This is a genomic window from Streptomyces sp. NPDC008163, from assembly GCF_042956885.1.
Taxonomy (GTDB): domain Bacteria; phylum Actinomycetota; class Actinomycetes; order Streptomycetales; family Streptomycetaceae; genus Streptomyces; species Streptomyces drozdowiczii_A.
On record NZ_JBIBHG010000016.1, the window covers coordinates 31,426 to 48,389 of the forward strand.

The following is a 16,964-nucleotide window of genomic DNA, read 5'->3' on the forward strand; positions in this document are numbered from 1 at the left end:
GTGTGCAATGGATCGCGTGTCTGCGTTCGAAGAACCCCTCAAGAAGCTCCTCGGCGGGCCCACCGCGAAGGTGATGGCCGACCACCTCGACCTGCACACCGTCGGTGACCTCCTCCATCACTACCCGCGCCGGTACGAGGAGCGCGGCCGGCTCACGGCGCTGACCGACCTCCCGCTGGACGAGCACGTCACCGTCGTCGCCCAGGTCGCCGACGCCCGCGTGCTCACCTTCAACGGCGGACGCGGCAGGCGCCTCGAAGTGACCCTCACCGACGGCCACGGCCGCCTCCAGCTCGTCTTCTTCGGCCACGGCGTCCACAAGCCGCACAAGGACCTGCTGCCCGGCCGGCGCGCGATGTTCGCCGGCAAGGTCTCCGTCTTCAACCGCAAGATGCAGCTCGCCCACCCCACGTACCAGCTGCTCGACGCCGACTCCGCGGACGACGCCGGGGCGACCGAGGCCGTCGACGCCTTCGCGGGCAAGCTGCTGCCGATCTACCCGGCCTGCAAGCAGCTCGACTCCTGGCGGATCGCCAAGGCGGTCGACGCGGTGCTGCCCAGCGCCCGGGAGGCCGTCGACCCGCTCCCCGAAGCCCTGCGCGAGGGACGCGGCTTCACCTCGCTGCCCGAGGCCCTGCTGAAGATCCACCGCCCGGCCACCAAGGCCGACGTGGCCGCGGCCCGGGACCGGCTGAAGTGGGACGAGGCGTTCGTCCTCCAGGTCGCCCTGGCCCGCCGCAGGTACGCCGACACCCAGCTCCCGGCCGTCGCCCGCAGGCCCGCGCCCGGCGGCCTGCTCGACGCCTTCGACGCGAAGCTGCCGTTCACCCTCACCGACGGCCAGCAGAAGGTCTCCAAGGAGATCTTCGACGACCTCGCCACCGAACACCCGATGCACCGCCTCCTCCAGGGCGAGGTCGGTTCCGGCAAGACGATGGTGGCCCTGCGCGCCATGCTCGCCGTGGTCGACGCGGGCGGCCAGGCCGCCATGCTCGCGCCCACCGAGGTCCTGGCCCAGCAGCACCACCGGTCGATCACCGAGATGATGGGGGAGCTGGCCGAGGGCGGCATGCTGGGCGGCTCCGACCAGGGCACCAAGGTCGTGCTGCTCACCGGGTCCATGGGCACCGCCACCCGCCGGCAGGCCCTGCTCGACCTGGTCACCGGCGAGGCCGGCATCGTCATCGGGACGCACGCCCTGATCGAGGACAAGGTCAAGTTCCACGACCTGGGCCTGGTCGTCGTGGACGAACAGCACCGCTTCGGGGTCGAGCAGCGCGACGCCCTCAGGTCCAAGGGGAAGCAACCGCCCCACCTCCTCGTCATGACCGCGACGCCCATTCCCCGTACCGTCGCCATGACGGTCTTCGGGGACCTGGAGACCTCCGTCCTCGACCAGCTTCCGGCCGGCCGCTCGCCCATCGCCAGCCATGTCGTCCCCGCCAAGGACAAGCCGCACTTCCTCAGCCGCGCCTGGGAACGGGTCCGCGAGGAGGTGGAGAACGGCCACCAGGCGTACGTCGTCTGCCCCCGCATCGGGGACGACGAGGACGACCCCGGCAAGAAGAAGGGGAAGAAGACGGCCGAGGAGGAAGCGACGGCCGACAAGCGCCCGCCGCTCGCCGTCCTGGAGATCGCCGGACAACTCGCCGAGGGCCCCCTGAACGGCCTGCGCGTCGAGGTGCTGCACGGCAGGATGCAGCCCGACGACAAGGACGACGTGATGCGCCGCTTCGCCGCCGGCGACGTCGACGTCCTGGTCGCCACCACCGTCATCGAGGTCGGCGTCAACGTCCCCAACGCCACCGCCATGGTCATCATGGACGCCGACCGCTTCGGCGTCTCCCAGCTGCACCAGCTGCGCGGCCGGGTCGGCCGCGGCTCCGCCCCCGGACTCTGCCTGCTGGTCACCGAGGCCCACGAGGCGAGCCCGGCCCGCGCCCGGCTCTCCGCCGTCGCCGCGACCCTGGACGGGTTCGAGCTCTCCCGTATCGACCTCGAACAGCGCCGCGAGGGCGACGTCCTCGGCCAGGCCCAGTCCGGGGTGCGCTCCTCGCTGCGCGTCCTGAACGTCATCGACGACGAGGAAGTCATCGCCGCCGCCCGCCAGGAGGCCGTCGCCGTCGTCGCCGACGACCCAGGCCTGGAGCACCTGCCGGAGCTGCGCACCGCCCTGGACGCCCTGCTCGACAAGGAGCGCGAGGAGTACCTGGACAAGGGGTGAGCCCGTCCGCCCCGGGGAGCCCGGCCCTCCCCGACGCCATATCGTGGGAGGTACGGCGCCCGCGGCATCCCGCGCGCCGCCCCGACCCGAGGACCAGTCACCCATGACCCGCGTGATCGCAGGCGTGGCCGGCGGACGCCGCCTGGCCGTCCCGCCCGGCACCGGCACCCGGCCCACATCCGACCGCGCGCGCGAGGGCCTGTTCTCCACCTGGCAGGCGCTCCTGGGCACCCTCGACTCCATCCGGGTCGCCGATCTCTACGCCGGCTCCGGCGCCGTCGGCCTCGAAGCGCTCTCCCGGGGCGCCGCCCACGCCCTGCTCGTGGAGGCCGACGCCAAGGCCCTGCGCACCGTCAAGGAGAACGCCCGCACCCTCGGCCTGCCCGGCGCCGAGGTCCGGGGCGGCAAAGCCGAGCAGATCGTGACGGGTCCGGCACCCGCGGAGCCGTACGACGTGGTCTTCCTGGACCCGCCGTACGCCGTCACCGACGACGATCTTGGGGAGATCCTCCTCACACTCCGTACGCAGGGGTGGCTCACGAGCGACGCACTCGTCACCGTGGAACGCAGCACCAGAGGCGGAGAATTCAGCTGGCCCAAGGGTTTCGAGCCGTTGCGATCCCGTCGCTACGGCGAGGGAACGCTTTGGTACGGTCGCGCCGCCGCCACGTGCGAAGACGCACGATGACCGGACCGGAGAGCGAGGGAATCAAGTTGCGCCGCGCCGTATGCCCGGGGTCGTTCGACCCCATCACCAACGGACATCTCGACATCATCGGCCGAGCCTCGAAGCTGTACGACGTCGTGCACGTCGCGGTGATGATCAACCAGTCCAAGAAGGGCCTGTTCACGGTCGAGGAGCGGATCGAGCTCATCCGCGAGGTCACCGCCGAGTTCGGCAACGTCGAGGTCGAGTCCTTCCACGGCCTGCTCGTGGACTTCTGCAAGCAGCGCGACATCCCGGCGATCGTGAAGGGCCTGCGGGCCGTCAGCGACTTCGACTACGAACTCCAGATGGCCCAGATGAACAACGGGCTCTCCGGCGTCGAGACGCTCTTCGTGCCGACCAACCCCACCTACAGCTTCCTGTCATCCTCCCTGGTCAAGGAGGTCGCGACCTGGGGCGGCGACGTCTCCCACCTGCTGCCGCCGGTCGTCCAGCGGGCCCTGACCGAACGCCTCGCACAGCGCTGAGCCACTGACAGCGCGTCAGCGTCACGCACCGCAGGTGTCGGGCGGGAGCCGACTGGCCGTACAGTCGTCCCGTCCGTCTCCAACCGGCAGTAGAGAGTGGCGAGCACACGGTGGACGTGCAGAAGAAGCTGGACGAGATCGTCGCGACGGTCGGGAACGCCCGGTCCATGCCCATGTCGGCGTCCTGCGTGGTCAACCGCGCCGAACTGCTCGCGATGCTCGAAGAGGTGCGCGAGGCCCTGCCCGGCTCGCTCGCCCAGGCCGCCGAGGTCATCGGCGGCCACGAGCAGCTGGTGGAGCAGGCCCGCCAGGAGGCCGGCCGCATCATCGAGAACGCCCACGCCGAGCGCACCGCCCTGATCTCCGACACCGAGATCGCCCGGCGCTCCCAGGCCGAGGCCGACCGCATCCTCGCCGAGGCCCGCAAGGAGGCCGACGAGGTCCGCGCCGAGGCCGACGAGTACGTCGACAGCAAGCTCGCCAACTTCGAGGTCGTCCTCACCAAGACCATCGGCTCCGTCGACCGGGGCCGCGAGAAGCTCCTCGGCCGCGGCCAGGGCTTCGACGCCCAGGGCTACGAGGACCCGGACTTCGCCGAGGCCCCCGAGCGCAGCGCCGACCCGGAGACGCTCCGCCGGCGCGCCGACGAGTACGTGGACACCAAGCTCGGCGCCTTCGAGGCGGTGCTCGCCAAGACCCTGGAGGCGGTCGGCCGGGGCCGGCAGAAGCTGCACGGCCGGGTCGCCACCGACGAGCTGGGCGCGCACATCGCCGCCCAGGACGCGGCCGGCGAGCAGGGGCACACCAGCGACGAGGACCACTGGGCCGGACTGGCCGAGGTCGCGGCCCCGCAGCCGCTCCAGATCCCGCACCAGGCGGAGCCGCAGTACGGCCGGCCGGAACCGCAGTACGCGCAGGGCTACGGCTACCAGGACCAGCAGCAGGACGCGTACCAGGCGCAGCAGGACGTCTACGGCTACCAGCAGCAGCCCGACCCGTACGCGGCCTACCAGCAGCAGGGCTACGACCAGGGCCAGGCGCAGGACGCGATGCAGGCACAGGGCGGCTACGACGCCTGGCAGCAGCAGGCCCAGCCCCAGCAGCCCCTTCCGCAGCACGGCGACGCCGCCCTGGACGAGACCAGCCTCTTCGACACCAGCATGATCGACCTGGACCAGCTGCGCCGCTACGAGCAGGAGCGCTGACCCCCGAAGGACCCGGATTGGGAGCTGGGCGGTGTGTCCAGTATCCTGGCTCTTCGGTCGCGCGTATGTCCGCGATCCCGGCTGCCCGCTTCGACTCCGGACGGGCCGGCCCCTCCCACCAGCGCGTGACGCGTTCGATCCGAAAGCAGGAGAAGCCCTGAACGGCCAGCTCGACCACCGAAACCCCCTCGTGTTCGACACGCACGAGCTGGGCCGGCGTCCGGGTGCCATGAAGCGGCTGACCCGCACGGCGGACGCCCCCGCCGACCTCGGGATCGGCGATGTCATCGGAGTGCCGGAAGGCGCCCCGGTGGAGCTGGACCTCCGGCTCGAATCCGTCATGGAGGGCGTGCTCGTCACCGGGACCGCCCGTGCGACGGTCGAGGGGGAGTGCGTAAGGTGTCTGGAGCCGCTGAGCCGAGAGGTCGAGGCGGACTTCCAGGAGATGTTCTCGTACCCTGACGCCGATGACCGGAACCACGGCAAGCCCGCGGATCCGGCCGACGACGCCGAGGACGACGAGGACAGGCTTTTTCTCGAGGACGGCCTGTTCGACCTCGAGCCGGTGCTGCGTGATGCGGTGGTGCTCGCACTGCCGATGCAGCCGGTGTGCAAGGAATCCTGTGCCGGTCTGTGCTCCGAGTGCGGAGTCAGGCTGGACGAGAATCCCGGCCACCACCACGATGCCGTCGACGCTCGTTGGGCGGCACTGCAAGGACTCGCCGAGACCATTCAGGACGGCGAGAAGGACAACATGGGCGGCGCCGCACCCGGCGTCGACAAGAAGCAGGAGAAGTAGCCGTGGCTGTTCCGAAGCGGAAGATGTCGCGCAGCAACACGCGCCACCGCCGGTCGCAGTGGAAGGCTGCGGTCCCCACCCTGGTTTCGTGCGAGCGCTGCCAGGAGCCGAAGCTGCAGCACATCGCGTGCCCCAGCTGCGGCACGTACAACAAGCGCCAGGTCCTCGAGGTCTGAGCGGCTGGTGAGAGGCCCGATGTCTGAGTTGTCCCACGCCAAGAAGCAGGCAGACAACGTCAACACAGCCTCGTCCCACACGCTTCTGGAAGGGCGGCTCGGGTACCAACTCGAGTCCGCCCTTCTGGTGCGTGCGCTGACCCACCGTTCGTACGCGTACGAGAACGGCGGTCTGCCCACCAACGAGCGGCTGGAGTTCCTCGGGGACTCCGTGCTCGGCCTGGTGGTCACGGACACGCTGTACCGCACCCACCCCGACCTGCCCGAAGGCCAGCTGGCCAAGCTGCGGGCCGCGGTGGTCAACTCGCGTGCGCTTGCTGAGGTGGGCCGCGGCCTCGAACTCGGCTCCTTCATCCGGCTCGGCCGCGGTGAAGAGGGCACGGGAGGCCGGGACAAGGCATCCATCCTCGCCGACACCCTGGAAGCGGTGATCGGTGCGGTCTATCTCGATCAGGGCCTCGACGCGGCGTCCGAGCTGGTCCACCGGCTCTTCGACCCGCTGATCGACAGGTCCTCGAACCTCGGCGCCGGCCTGGACTGGAAGACCAGCCTCCAGGAGCTCACCGCGAGCGAGAGCCTCGGGGTCCCCGAGTACCTCGTCACGGAGACCGGCCCGGACCACGAGAAGACCTTCACTGCTGCCGCCCGCGTCGGTGGTGTCTCGTACGGCACCGGCACCGGCCGTAGCAAGAAGGAAGCGGAGCAGCAGGCGGCCGAGTCCGCCTGGCGGGAGATCACCGCCGCCGCCGAGGCGCGGGAGGCGGAGGCGAAGGCCGCCGCCGACGGAGGGGCCGCCGACACCCCTGCCGACCCCGCGCCGTCCACGGACGTCGCTCCGGCCTGACCTGTGGAGAACCCCCCGACGCCACCGCGCGCCGGGGGGTTCTCCCTTTTCTCTGTACGCTTTCTCGCCCCAGGAGCCTCCCCGTGCCCGAACTGCCCGAGGTCGAAGTCGTCCGCCGAGGTCTGGAGCGCTGGGTCGCCGGGCGGACGGCCGGTGAGGTCGAAGTCCTGCACCCGCGCGCGGTCCGCCGCCACCTCGCGGGCGGCGTGGACTTCGCGGCCCGGCTCACGGGGGCGCGGTTCGGGACGGCGATGCGCCGGGGCAAGTACCTGTGGGTGCCGCTGGACGAGGCCGCGGCCGCCGGCTCGCTCCTCGGCCACCTGGGCATGAGCGGTCAGCTGCTCGTCCAGCCCGAGGGGGCGCCGGACGAGAAGCATCTGCGGGTCAGGATCAGGTTCGCCGACGCGGTCGGCACCGAGCTGCGCTTCGTGGACCAGCGCACCTTCGGCGGTCTCTCGCTCCACGAGAACACTCCGGACGGGCTGCCCGACATCATCGCGCACATCGCCCGCGACCCCCTGGACCCGGCGTTCGACGACGCCGCCTTCCACACGGCGCTGCGGCTGCGCCGTACGACGGTCAAGCGCGCGCTGCTCGACCAGTCGCTGATCAGCGGGGTGGGCAACATCTACGCGGACGAGGCGCTGTGGCGCGCCCGGCTGCACTACGACCGGCCGACCGCGACGCTGACCCGCCCCAAGTCCGCCGAGCTGCTCGGCCACGTCCGCGACGTGATGAACGCGGCCCTCGCCCAGGGCGGCACCAGCTTCGACAGCCTCTATGTGAACGTGAACGGCGAGTCGGGCTACTTCGACCGCTCGCTCGACGCCTACGGCCGCGAGGGCGAGCCCTGCCACCGCTGCGGTACGCCGATGGCGCGACGCCCCTGGATGAACCGGTCCAGCTACTACTGCCCCCGCTGCCAGCGACCTCCGCGCGTCACCTCCTAGTTCTCGCGGGCGTCGTAGCGAGCCCGGGCCGCCAAGACCTCGGGCATCCTGCCCTCCACGAAGTGGATCAGGCCGAGCAGCCGCTCCGCGACCTCCCGGCCCAGCGGGGTGAGCTCGTAGTCCACCCGGGGCGGATTGACGAGCTGGGCCTCGCGGTGCACCAGGCCGTCCCGCTCCAGCGCGTGCAGCGTCTGGGACAGCATCTTCTCGCTCACCCCGTCGACCCGGCGGCGCAGCGCGTTGAAACGCAGGCTCTCCTCGTACAGGGCGCCGAGCGTGAGGGCGCCCCAGCGGCCGGTGGCGTGTTCGAGCAGGCCGCGCGAGGGGCACTGCTTCGAGAACACGTCGAAGGGCAGGTCGTCCGTCGCCGACGTCTCCGGTGCGGTGCTCTGGTCCATGAAACCAGCGTACGCCCGCACAGCGCTTTCCCTGAGTCAGTGTGATTCGCGGGAGGCGAGTGGGGCGTACGAGGCGGTGGGTGCGGCGGTGGTGCGGGTCAGAAGCCGAAGTCCTGGGTCCACCAGGGGCCGCCGGCCCCGTAGTGGACGCCGACGCCGAGCGTCTTGTAATCGCAGTTGAGAATGTTTGCGCGGTGGCCGTCGCTGTTCATCCAGGCGTCCATCACGGCCTGTGCGTCGGCCTGTCCGCGGGCGATGTTCTCGCCGCCGAGACCCGAGACACCGGCCGCGTCCGCCCGGTCCCAGGGGCTCTTGCCGTCGGGGTCGGTGTGGTCGAAGAAGCCGCGCGCCGCCATGTCGTCGCTGAAGTCCTGGGCGAGCGAGTTGAGCGAGGCGCTCGCGGTGACCGGGCTGCATCCCACCTTGCCGCGCTCCTCGTTGACGAGCGCCAGGATCGCGGCCTGGGCCGAGGCGGCGGTGCTCGTCGGAGCGCTGCTCTTCGACGGGGCCGGCGCGGAGGGCTTCGCGGCCTTGGCGGCGGGGGCCTTCGAGGACGAGGAGGAGGGCGCGGCCGACCCCTTCCTGCCCGACGTGGCCTTCGACGGCGACGCGGTCTTCGAGGGCGAGGCGGTCTTGGACGGCGACGCGGTCTTGGACGGCGACGCGGACGTGGAAGCCGCGGCCGTCTTCGAGGGCGAGGCAGAAGCGGAAGCCGAAGCGGAGGGCGAGTGCGAAGCGCTGGGCGAGGCCGAATCGGAGGGCTTCGACGTCGCGGAGTGCGACTTCTTGGGCGCGGAGGGCCGGTCGGTCCCGCGGCTCGCCGGTGCGGAAGCGGAGGACCGATCGGAGGGCGACGCGGTGATGCCCCCCTGGGTGAGCAGGTCCGGGGCGGCCTGGGAGCGCACCTGGTCGGCGGCCGGACCGCCGCCCACGGTGTAGCTGTCCCCGCCGGGCAGCAGCCCCGACGCCACGGCGACGGCGCCGACGGCCACGGCCGCCGAGACGCCTATGAGTCCGGTGCGCACGGGGATCGCGGACCGCTTTCTGCGGCCCGTCCCGCGGTGCCGGGCCGAGGCCCCGTCCGCGTGTTCCTCAGCGGCGGGGGCTGCGGCGCTGCGACGATGGCGTCCCATCTGCTGTGCCCTTCTGACGACGCGGACGCCGTTTTCGGCGCCCGTGCTCACCCGATCGAGTGAAGCTTTTGCGAGGGGACTGTACGCCATGGCGATTCGCCGGGACGTGCTCCGAAAGCAATGTGACCGATAGCGTTCGGGCATGAACGAAGATGCACGGCTCACCGCGTGGGTACGCGGCCGAGTACAGCAAGTAGGCTTCCGCTGGTTCACCAGGGCAAACGCTTTGGAGATCGGCGGCCTCACCGGATTCGCCCTCAATCTGGACGACGGCCGGGTACAGGTCGTGGCGGAGGGGCCGCGTGAGAATTGCCACCGTCTTCTCGACTGGCTCCGCTCCGACGACACACCCGGCCGCGTTGACGGCGTCACTGAGATATGGGACACGCCGCGCGGCGGATACGAGGGATTCGCGATCCGCTGAGAGCGCCCCCGAAAGGCTCCCGAAAGGGGCTCGTGTTCGGCCCGTGTTCGATGCGCGGCGGGTGGTGACGGCCGGCGGCCCCGTCGCGCGTACACATGAAATGACCTGCGGAATGTTCCGATGGTTGCCAAGATTCGGTTGGCATGCCAGGCTGCCGCCCTAAGGATGATCTCCGTACCCCTGAGGGCCCCGTCGGAGAGTCGCGCCGCATGATCGTCTTGCCGCGCGCCCCCGGGACGCCCGCCTCTGTGGGGTGTGATCGTGTTGACCGTCAAACTTTTTGGTGAGACTCTGAAATCCCCGCGCACCTCAGCTGTTCGGCAGAGCTGGTAGGCAGCAGGACAGCAGTGACAGCGAGCACTGCCGAACACCGCGGGTGCGATCCCTCACGACCCACACCGCATCGGTCGGTCACTCATTGTGGAGGACCATCCATCATGGCAAAGGCGCTTCTCGGTTACGTCGGCGGTTCCGACCCGCGACTCCTCGCCGAGATGCGACGGCTCCAGCAGCGCGTCCAGGACCTCGAATCCGAGCTCGTACGGATTCAGGAGGAGAACGACGCGCTCAACGCCGCCGCCCAGCACCAGTCGCTGCTCGACAGCATCGACATCGACGTACCCCAGGCGGAGCCGGCACTGACCTGACCCGCACGGCGACCTGATCCGCACGCCACGCCCGCATTTCCGTCAGGCCGCGGGCACGTGTGCGGTACCGCCTGATCCGCAGAATCACAGGGGACGCTTCGGCGTCCCTTCTTTCTTTTCCCCCAGCCTCGCGCAGGTCCCGCCCCGGACGTACACCCCTTCCCTTACCGTCTGATGTGCCCTGCACCTTCATCAGCGAAACCGAGAGTGAAAGGTAGAGTCCGGCGGCGTGCACCTCAAGGCCCTGACCCTGCGCGGTTTCAAGTCGTTCGCCTCCGCCACGACGCTGCGGTTCGAACCCGGCATCACCTGTGTCGTCGGGCCCAATGGGTCGGGCAAATCCAATGTGGTGGACGCGCTCTCCTGGGTCATGGGTGAACAGGGCGCGAAATCCCTGCGCGGCGGCAAGATGGAGGACGTGATCTTTGCCGGGACCACCGGCCGGCCGCCGCTGGGCCGGGCCGAGGTCTCGCTGACGATCGACAATTCCGACGGTGCCCTGCCGATCGAATACGCCGAAGTCACCATTACGCGGATCATGTTCCGGAACGGCGGCAGCGAATACCAGATCAACGGCGACACCTGCCGGCTGCTGGACATCCAGGAACTCCTCTCCGACTCCGGCATCGGCCGCGAGATGCACGTCATCGTCGGCCAGGGACAGCTGGACTCCGTCCTGCACGCCGACCCGATGGGCCGCCGCGCCTTCATCGAGGAGGCGGCCGGCGTCCTCAAGCACCGCAAGCGCAAGGAGAAGGCGCTGCGGAAGCTGGACGCGATGGGCGCGAACCTCGCCAGGGTCCAGGACCTCACCGACGAACTGCGCAGACAGCTGAAGCCCCTCGGCCGGCAGGCGGCCGTGGCCCGCCGCGCCGCCGTCATCCAGGCCGACCTGCGCGACGCCCGGCTGCGCCTCCTCGCCGACGACCTCGTGACGCTGCGCACCGCCCTGCGCAGCGAGATCGCCGACGAGGCCGCGCTCAAGCAGCGCCGGGAGGCCGCCGAGGCGGAGCTCAAGGCCGCCCTCGCCCGCGAGGCCGAACTGGAGGACCAGGTAAGGCGGCTGACGCCACGGCTCCAGCGCGCCCAGCAGACCTGGTACGAGCTCTCGCAGCTCGCCGAACGGGTGCGCGGCACGATCTCGCTGGCCGACGCCCGGGTGAAGAGCGCCACCGCCCCGCCCGAGGAGGAGCGCCGGGGCCGCGACCCCGAGGACATGGAGCGCGAGGCCGCCCGCATCCGCGAGCAGGAGGCCGAGCTGACCGCCGCCCTGGAGGCGGCCGAACACGCCCTGGACGACACGGCATCCCACCGCCATGAGCTGGAGCGCGAGTTGGCGGCCGAGGAGCGCCGCCTCAAGGACGCCGCCCGCGCCCTCGCCGACCGCCGCGAAGGGCTCGCCCGGCTGCACGGCCAGGTCAACGCCGCCCGCAGCCGCGCCGGTTCGGCCCAGGCGGAGATCGACCGGCTCTCCGCCTCGCGCGACGAGGCCCGGGAGCGGGCGGTCGCCGCGCAGGAGGAGTACGAGGAGCTGAAGGCCGAGGTCGACGGCCTGGACGCCGGGGACACCGAACTCGGCGCACAGCACGAGGCCGCCCGCCACGCGCTGAAGGATGCCGAGGCGGCGCACTCCCGGGCCCGCGAGGAGGCCACCGCCGCCGAACGGCAGCGCGCCGCGGTCGCGGCCCGGCACGACGCGCTCGCCCTCGGGCTGCGGCGCAAGGACGGCACGGGGGCGCTGCTCGGGGCCCGCGACCGGCTCACCGGCCTGCTCGGGCCCGCCGCCGAACTGCTCACGGTGGCCCCGGGCCACGAGGTCGCGGTGGCGGCGGCGCTGGGCGCGGCGGCGGACGCGGTCGCGGTCACGGACCCGGCCACCGCGGCCGAGGCGATCCGGCTGCTGCGCAAGCAGGACGCGGGGCGCGCGGCGCTGCTTCTGGGCGCCCCGGCGCGGTCCGCCACCGGGGACGGCGACGCCACCGGGCACGTACCCGGTCAGGGCACCTCGGCACACCCGCCGCACCACGGCGCCGCCGCGCACCTCGCGCTTCCCGGCCAGGGCGCGGAGGGCGGCGGAGCGGTGGAGTCCGGACCGGCGACGCGGGCGCCGGACCCCGTGCACACCGCACAGGCCCTCGCCCCCACGGGCGGCACCGGCGCCCACGTCGCCGATCTCGTCAGCGGTCCCGTCGAACTGGTGGCCGCCGTCCGCAGGCTGGTGCGGGACATGGTGGTCGTCGCGACCCTGGAGGACGCCGAGGACCTGGTCGCCGCGCACCCGGAGCTGACCGCGGTGACGGGGGAGGGCGACCTCCTCTCCGCCCACTTCGCGCACGGCGGCTCCGCCGGGGCGCCCAGCCTCCTCGAAGTGCAGGCGTCCGTGGACGAGGCCGCCGCCGAACTCGCCGGGCTCGCCGTGCGCTGCACCGAACTGGCCGGGGCCCAGCGGCTCGCGGCCGGGCGGCGCACCGAGGCGGCGGCCCTGGTCGAGGAGCTGGGGGAGCGGCGCAGGGCCGTCGAGCGGGAGCGCTCCGGGGTCGCCCAGCAACTCGGCCGCCTGGCCGGACAGGCACGGGGAGCCGCCGGTGAGGCCGAGCGCATGGACGCCTCCGCAGCCCGGGCCCAGGAGGCGCTGGAGCGGGCCACCGAGGAGGCGGAGGAGCTGGCCGAACGGCTGCTCGTCGCCGAGGAGGCGGCCGGGGACGGTGCCGACGACGAACCGGACACCGGCGTGCGCGACCGGCTCGCGGCCGACGGTGCCAACGCCCGCCAGACCGAGATGGAGGCCCGCCTCCAGGTCCGTACACACGAGGAACGCGTCAAGGCCCTCGCCGGACGCGCCGACTCGCTGGACCGGGCCGCGCGCGCCGAGCGCGAGGCGCGGGCCCGGGCCGAGCGGCGGCGCGCCCGGCTGCGCCACGAGGCGGAGGTGGCGGCGGCCGTGGCGTCGGGGGCCCGGCAGCTCCTCGCGCACGTCGAGGTGTCCGTCGTGCGGGCGGAGCGGGAGCGGGCGGCGGCCGAGGCGTCCAAGGGGGAGCGGGAGCGCGAGCTGGCGGCGGAGCGGCTGCGCGGCCGGGACCTCAAGGGGGAGCTGGACAAGCTGACGGACTCGGTGCACCGGGGCGAGGTGCTGGGGGCCGAGAAGCGGCTGCGGATGGAGCAGCTGGAGACCAGGGCGCTGGAGGAGCTGGGCGTCGAGCCGGCCGGTCTGGTGGCGGACTACGGACCCGACCAGCCGGTCCCGCCGTCGCCGCCCGCCGAGGGGGAGGAGCTGCCGGAGGACCCGGAGCATCCCCGTAACCAGCCCCGGCCGTTCGTCAGGGCCGAGCAGGAGAAGCGGCTCAGGTCGGCCGAACGGGCGTATCAGCAACTCGGGAAGGTGAATCCGCTCGCCCTCGAGGAGTTCTCCGCGCTGGAGGAGCGGCACAAGTTCCTCTCCGAGCAGTTGGAGGACCTGAAGAAGACCCGGGCCGATCTGCTCCAGGTCGTCAAGGAGGTCGACGAGCGGGTCGAGCAGGTGTTCACCGAGGCGTACCGGGACACCGCGCGCGAGTTCGAGGGTGTCTTCTCGCGCCTCTTCCCGGGCGGTGACGGGCGGCTGATCCTGACCGATCCCGACCACATGCTCACCACCGGGGTGGACGTCGAGGCCCGGCCGCCGGGCAAGAAGGTCAAGCGGCTCTCCCTGCTGTCCGGCGGGGAAAGGTCCCTCACGGCGGTGGCGTTGCTGGTCTCGATCTTCAAGGCGAGGCCCAGCCCGTTCTACGTCATGGACGAGGTCGAGGCGGCGCTGGACGACACCAACCTCCAGCGGCTGATCCGGATCATGGAGGAGCTCCAGGAGAGCTCACAGCTCATCGTCATCACGCACCAGAAGCGGACGATGGAGGTCGCCGACGCGCTGTACGGCGTCTCGATGCAGGGCGACGGCGTATCGAAGGTGATCAGCCAGCGTCTTCGCTGAGCGCGGGGGAACCCGAGTGGTGGCGGGGCCGAAGATGTGCGCCACTTGAGATCCACTTACCCATGTCCGATGCCGTGGCCCCGCCCCAGGGAGGACTTACGTGACCAGTACGTCGCCAGGATCCGGACCGGAGTCCGGGGCCCGTTCGGCCCATCCGGACCACCTCGGCCATGTCATCTTCATCACCGCCGCCGCCGCGATGGGCGGCTTCCTGTTCGGCTACGACAGCTCCGTGATCAACGGTGCCGTCGAGGCGATCCGCCACCGTTACGACATCGGCTCCGGCACGCTCGCCCAGGTCATCGCCATCGCGCTGATCGGCTGCGCGATCGGCGCCGCCACGGCCGGCCGGATCGCCGACCGCATCGGACGCATCCGCTGCATGCAGATCGCCGCCGTCCTCTTCACGATCAGCGCCGTGGGCTCCGCGCTCCCGTTCGCGCTCTGGGACCTGGCGATGTGGCGCATCATCGGCGGCTTCGCCATCGGCATGGCCTCGGTGATCGGCCCGGCCTACATCGCCGAGGTCTCGCCGCCCGCCTACCGGGGCCGGCTCGGCTCCTTCCAGCAGGCCGCGATCGTCATTGGCATCGCCATCTCCCAGCTCGTCAACTACGGCATCCTGCAGATCGCGGACGGCGACCAGCGCGGCAAGATCGGCGGGCTGGAAGCCTGGCAGTGGATGCTCGGCGTGATGGTGGTTCCCGCCGTCCTCTACGGGCTGCTCTCCTTCGCGATCCCCGAGTCGCCGCGCTTCCTGCTCTCCATCGGCAAGCGGGAGCGGGCCCGGAAGATCCTCGAAGAGGTCGAGGGCAAGAACGTCGACCTGGACGCGCGGGTCGACGAGATCGAGACCGCGATGCGCCGCGAGCACAAGTCGTCCTTCAGGGACCTGCTCGGCAGCCGCTTCGGCTTCCTGCCGATCGTCTGGGTCGGCATCGGCCTCTCGGTGTTCCAGCAGCTCGTCGGCATCAACGTGGCGTTCTACTACTCCGCGACGCTGTGGCAGTCCGTCGGCATCGACCCGACCGACTCCTTCTTCTGGTCGTTCACCACGTCGATCGTCAACATCATCGGTACCGTCATCGCGATGATCCTGGTGGACCGCGTCGGCCGCCGCCCGCTCGCCCTCGTCGGCTCCTGCGGCATGGCCGTCGCCCTCGCCTTCGAGGCGTGGGCCTTCTCCGCCGACCTGGTCGACGGCAAGCTCCCGACCGCCCAGGGCGCGGTGGCCCTCGCCGCCGCCCACATCTTCGTGCTCTTCTTCGCCCTGTCGTGGGGTGTGGTGGTCTGGGTCTTCCTCGGCGAGATGTTCCCCAACCGCATCCGCGCCGCCGCGCTCGGCGTCGCCGCGTCCGCGCAGTGGATCGCCAACTGGGCGATCACCGCCAGCTTCCCGAGCCTCGCGGACTGGAACCTCTCGGGCACGTACATCATCTACGCCTGCTTCGCCACGCTCTCGATCCCCTTCGTCCTCAAGTTCGTGAAGGAGACCAAGGGCAAGGCGCTGGAGGAGATGGGCTAGGGCCCTTCGTCCGGGCGGCCCGGGCGCGGCAGCACCGCGTACAGGCCGCCCGAGACGAGCGCCGTGACCGCCCAGCCCAGGCCGCTGCGGCCCGTCCAGGTCCCGGCGAGCGGACCGGTGAACCACTCCACGCCGGTGAACAGCAGCCCCACCACGAGCCCCGCGCCCCAGGCGGCCACGGCGGGCCACGCGATGCCTCCCGTGTACCAGTACGCACCGCCCCGGCCGGTGTCCATGAGCGCCACCGGGTCGTAGGCCCGGCCGCGCAGCATGTCCGTGGCGAAGACCCCGATCCACGCCGAGAACGTCACCGCGAGCAGCCGCAGGAACGACACGAAGGCGTCGATGAAGCTGCTCGCCACCATCATCAGGAGCGAGCCCAGGAACAGGCTGATCGCCGCGTTCACCCCGACGGCCCAGGCGCGCGGCACGGTGATGCCGAGGCTCTGCGCGGTGAACCCGGCCGAGTACATCGACAGCGCGTTGACCAGCACCATCCCCGTGACCGCCACCACCAGATACGGGACGGAGAGCCAGGTCGGCAGCAGGATCCCGATGAAGGAGACCGGATCGCGGGTCAGCGCCAGCTCCGGCGTCCGCACCGCCATCACCGCCCCCATCACCACCAGCGGCACCAGCACCACCAGCGCCCCGCCCACCGTCGCCGCGACCGTCGCCCGGCCCGAGGAGGAGCGCGGCAGATAGCGGGCGAAGTCCGGACCGGACGGCGCCCAGCTGATCCCCCCGGCCGTCAGCGTGCCGATGCCCGCGATCACCATCGACACCGCGCCCGGCGGCCGGTCGAGCACCGCGCGCCACGGCACCGTCACCGCAAGATGCGCCAGCACCAGGACGCTGAAGGCGCCGAAGAGATACGCCGACCAGACGCAGCACACCCGCAGCGCCCGCAGCCCGAGCCCCGACAGCAGAAAGCTGCCCGCCACGAAGGCGATCAGCGTCGCCATGATCAGCGCGGTCGTGCTCCGGACCCCGAACAGGACCTGGCCCACGGTCAGCAGGGCGTACGCGCCGGTGACCGCGTTCATCGTCTCCCAGCCCCACCGCGCCATCCAGATCAGCGTCCCCGGCGCCAGATTGCCCCGGACGCCGAAGACCGCGCGCGACAGCGCCATGCCGGGGGCGCCGCCGCGCTTCCCGGCCAGCGAGACGAAGCCGACCAGGCCGAACGAGATCAGCGGCGCCAACAGGGCCGCCACCAGCACCTGCCAGAAGCTCAGCCCGTTCAGCACCACGAGCCCCGCGCCCACGGTGAGGAGCAGCACGGTCATATTGGCCGTGGCCCAGGTGGGGAAGAGGGACCGGACCCGGCCGGTGCGCTCCTCGTCGGGCACGGGGTCCAGGCCACGGGTCTCCACGGCCAGGATCGTACCTTTCCGGCATACCGGGCGTGACGACCGCGAGGTCGCACGGGCCCGCGATCCTGCGCCGGACCGGTCCCTCCCTGGATTGCCGGCCCGGGT

At 71.6% G+C, this 16,964-nt stretch carries 15 protein-coding genes; 12 read left to right on the plus strand and 3 right to left on the minus strand.

What is annotated here, in order from left to right; translation table 11 throughout:
- The first annotated feature begins 7 nt into the window (after nt 1-7).
- From recG to mutM, 8 genes are all read left to right on the plus strand, one after another.
- Entirely contained in the window at nt 8-2,224 is a 2,217-nt protein-coding gene (gene recG / locus ACFZAT_RS29480; protein ID WP_391268567.1) for an ATP-dependent DNA helicase RecG, read from the plus strand.
- Between the two features lie 103 nt (nt 2,225-2,327).
- Nucleotides 2,328-2,912, plus strand: a complete 585-nt coding sequence (rsmD, locus tag ACFZAT_RS29485; RefSeq protein ID WP_391268568.1) for a 16S rRNA (guanine(966)-N(2))-methyltransferase RsmD — start codon at nt 2,328-2,330, stop codon at nt 2,910-2,912.
- Between the two features lie 26 nt (nt 2,913-2,938).
- Nucleotides 2,939-3,418, plus strand: a complete 480-nt coding sequence (coaD, locus tag ACFZAT_RS29490) for a pantetheine-phosphate adenylyltransferase (RefSeq protein WP_391268569.1) — start codon at nt 2,939-2,941, stop codon at nt 3,416-3,418.
- Nucleotides 3,419-3,528: 110 nt separating this feature from the next.
- The gene (locus ACFZAT_RS29495) at nt 3,529-4,623 is read left to right on the plus strand and encodes a cell division initiation protein (protein ID WP_391268570.1); all 1,095 of its coding nucleotides are present in this window, start codon (nt 3,529-3,531) and stop codon (nt 4,621-4,623) included.
- 190 nt (nt 4,624-4,813) lie between these two features.
- Nucleotides 4,814-5,422 carry a YceD family protein gene (locus ACFZAT_RS29500; protein WP_391268670.1) on the plus strand — a complete coding sequence of 203 codons (609 nt, stop codon included), beginning with the start codon at nt 4,814-4,816 and terminating at the stop codon, nt 5,420-5,422.
- Nucleotides 5,423-5,424: 2 nt separating this feature from the next.
- Nucleotides 5,425-5,598 (plus strand): 50S ribosomal protein L32, encoded by a 174-nt coding sequence (gene rpmF, locus ACFZAT_RS29505; protein ID WP_003965982.1) that lies wholly within the window; start codon nt 5,425-5,427, stop codon nt 5,596-5,598.
- A gap of 19 nt (nt 5,599-5,617) precedes the next feature.
- Entirely contained in the window at nt 5,618-6,442 is an 825-nt protein-coding gene (gene rnc / locus ACFZAT_RS29510) for a ribonuclease III (RefSeq protein WP_391268571.1), read from the plus strand.
- Nucleotides 6,443-6,525: 83 nt separating this feature from the next.
- On the plus strand, nt 6,526-7,392 hold the full coding sequence (gene mutM / locus ACFZAT_RS29515; protein WP_391268572.1) for a bifunctional DNA-formamidopyrimidine glycosylase/DNA-(apurinic or apyrimidinic site) lyase: 867 nt from the start codon (nt 6,526-6,528) through the stop codon (nt 7,390-7,392).
- Here the strand turns inward: mutM and ACFZAT_RS29520 are convergent.
- Nucleotides 7,389-7,790, minus strand: coding sequence for a winged helix-turn-helix transcriptional regulator (locus ACFZAT_RS29520; protein ID WP_391268573.1), 402 nt, complete (start codon nt 7,788-7,790; stop codon nt 7,389-7,391). The genes mutM and ACFZAT_RS29520 overlap by 4 nt on opposite strands.
- A gap of 98 nt (nt 7,791-7,888) precedes the next feature.
- The gene (locus tag ACFZAT_RS29525; protein WP_391268574.1) at nt 7,889-8,923 is read right to left on the minus strand and encodes a CAP domain-containing protein; all 1,035 of its coding nucleotides are present in this window, start codon (nt 8,921-8,923) and stop codon (nt 7,889-7,891) included.
- Between the two features lie 142 nt (nt 8,924-9,065).
- Between ACFZAT_RS29525 and ACFZAT_RS29530 the strand changes: the two genes are divergently transcribed.
- The 4 genes from ACFZAT_RS29530 (at nt 9,066) to ACFZAT_RS29545 (ending at nt 15,483) form a co-directional block, all read left to right on the plus strand.
- Nucleotides 9,066-9,347, plus strand: coding sequence for an acylphosphatase (locus ACFZAT_RS29530; RefSeq protein WP_051093064.1), 282 nt, complete (start codon nt 9,066-9,068; stop codon nt 9,345-9,347).
- Nucleotides 9,348-9,784: 437 nt separating this feature from the next.
- The gene (locus tag ACFZAT_RS29535) at nt 9,785-9,994 is read left to right on the plus strand and encodes a hypothetical protein (protein ID WP_018102403.1); all 210 of its coding nucleotides are present in this window, start codon (nt 9,785-9,787) and stop codon (nt 9,992-9,994) included.
- 229 nt (nt 9,995-10,223) lie between these two features.
- Complete coding sequence (locus tag ACFZAT_RS29540) at nt 10,224-13,958, plus strand: AAA family ATPase (RefSeq protein ID WP_391268575.1); 3,735 nt, start codon at nt 10,224-10,226, stop codon at nt 13,956-13,958.
- Nucleotides 13,959-14,058: 100 nt separating this feature from the next.
- Entirely contained in the window at nt 14,059-15,483 is a 1,425-nt protein-coding gene (locus ACFZAT_RS29545) for a sugar porter family MFS transporter (RefSeq protein ID WP_391268576.1), read from the plus strand.
- Here the strand turns inward: ACFZAT_RS29545 and ACFZAT_RS29550 are convergent.
- Nucleotides 15,480-16,859, minus strand: a complete 1,380-nt coding sequence (locus ACFZAT_RS29550) for a cytosine permease (protein ID WP_391268577.1) — start codon at nt 16,857-16,859, stop codon at nt 15,480-15,482. The genes ACFZAT_RS29545 and ACFZAT_RS29550 overlap by 4 nt on opposite strands.
- Between the last annotated feature and the right edge of the window lie 105 nt (nt 16,860-16,964).